Below are 918 nucleotides of genomic sequence, written 5' to 3'. Positions count from 1 at the left end.
CCTCCCATTCGAGAAAGCGTTTGTGGATGGCGCTGGCACTACCAAAACGCTCTTTGGGCAACGCCTTCCATTGGCAGCCCGTGCGCAGTACATACACAATGGCTTCAAACACTTGGCGAGCCGGCTTCGGCGGTCGTCCCGCTCCCGGCCTGCGCAGGTACTGTTTCTCTGGTGAGGGCGCACGTTGCGGGATCAGTGGCTCCACCCGCTGCCAGAAAGCATCGGTCACCTCCCACGATTCGACTCGCTTCTTGGTCAAGCCTTCGCTCCAACGCCGCACTCGCTTGCGGCTCGGAACGAAGTATACCTTTATTTACGGATAAGTTCTAAGAGAACGCGTGAAACATGCCCACACGGCCCTCCACGCTTACCGACACGCGACCGGACCGGTACGGGCTGACAACCTTTGCGCGCTATTGGGGAACGCCCGCAAGCAGCGCATGAGCCTGGAGCGGCGGGCGTCAACTCCGCTCGACTAGCGCCGCTGGATGATTTGCGCACCAACGATTCTCGTCCAACTCGTCATTGCGCCGTCGCGCGCGAGATGCCCAGATATCGAGGTGATCATTTATCGGTCACGCGTCGCTGCAGATCACCACATCACGTACATGACGAGGGAAAGACTACGCCACCCATGTTGGCAGCCATCGCCCGCTACTACACCGAAGACGAAGACCAATGTGACCGGTGGATCGAACTAGGCGCACACCTCAGACGCACAAGATCGCAGCGGAATCGGCACGCAGGGGCAGCTAGCAATACGCCAGTCGCGCTCGATCACCTTGGCGCGCAGGAAGCGAATGGGCAATCGGCCAATGCGTCGTTCCGTTAAAGCGCGTAAGGATCGTTACCGAAATAACTTCCCGCTATGCAGCGCTTGTTGAGTAGATGCGGTAGTTCCATGCAGGCAGGGTTGGG

The 918-nt window shown here is 59.2% G+C and carries 1 protein-coding gene; it reads right to left on the bottom strand.

Annotated elements, in window-relative coordinates; genetic code table 11:
- A partial coding sequence (locus AWB78_RS45080; RefSeq protein ID WP_157697769.1) for a transposase occupies window positions 1–259 on the bottom strand: 259 nt, incomplete at its 3' end.
- Window positions 260–918 lie beyond the last annotated feature (659 nt).

It is taken from the genome of Caballeronia calidae (assembly GCF_900044055.2).
GTDB classification, from domain to species: Bacteria; Pseudomonadota; Gammaproteobacteria; order Burkholderiales; family Burkholderiaceae; genus Caballeronia; species Caballeronia calidae.
The sequence above is the reverse complement of the archived record's forward strand: the minus strand, read 5'-3'. Positions and strand labels throughout refer to the sequence as shown.